We start from the raw sequence: 749 nt of genomic DNA on the forward strand, positions 1-749 counted from the left end.
TAGGTTGTGTTGATCTTTCATTTGAGCCAAAAGAGAGCACTGACGAGATAGAGAAAACTCAAGAAGTTCCTGGCCAATTTGTCAAAACGAGAACATAGATGCCGGTACTGCTTTAACTTATGAAAAAAGCATTCGATTAAATGCCTCTCTTGATACAGATGCTTGTCATAATGCCGCTGCGTCTTTCTATTCCTTTTAGGCGGAATAACCGCTTGAGCTTCCCCTATCTTCTCAATCAACTTATCCGCATCATATCCTTTATCCCCAATTACTTTGGTATCCTTTCTCTGCCAGCCCTCTATCAATTCTTCCCCTTGAGTAATATCGCTCTTTTCTCCGCCAGTTATTCTCAATTCCAGCGGATTTCCCAACCCATCTACACTCACATGAATCTTGGTGCTGTATCCGCCTCGGCTTCTCCCCAAAGCTTGCTCCCCTTTTTTCCGGCAGCACAGGAGTGCGCTCGAACCATGGTTGAATCAATAATGAGATGCTCTAAATCAGGGTCGTCAATAAAATACTTGAACATCCGTTCCCACACTCCAAAACGACTCCACCGGTGGAATCTTTGATAGATGGTGTACCATTTGCCATATCCTTCTGGGAGGTAGCGCCAAGGAGCACCGGAACGGGCTATCCAAAGAACTGCTTCAATAAACTGTTTGCAGTTTGCTTCTTTCCCAATGTTAACTCTCTCTTCTGTCTGTAAAAAAGCCAATATCTTCTGCCATTTGTTTTCATCTAAAAAA

The 749-nt window shown here is 43.4% G+C and carries 1 protein-coding gene; it reads right to left on the reverse strand.

What is annotated here, in order from left to right:
- Positions 1-17: 17 nt before the first annotated feature.
- Positions 18-749 (reverse strand): IS5-like element ISSoc13 family transposase gene (locus NW840_RS06385; RefSeq protein ID WP_414343174.1). Its coding sequence is split into 2 segments (ribosomal slippage), with 733 coding nucleotides annotated over them: positions 18-442 and positions 442-749; the frame shifts between segments, so codons are not numbered across the junction. This gene is flagged as partial in the annotation.

The sequence above is a fragment of the Synechococcus sp. R5-13 genome (assembly GCF_047462015.1).
In the GTDB taxonomy this organism is placed as follows: Bacteria; Cyanobacteriota; Cyanobacteriia; order Thermostichales; family Thermostichaceae; genus Thermostichus.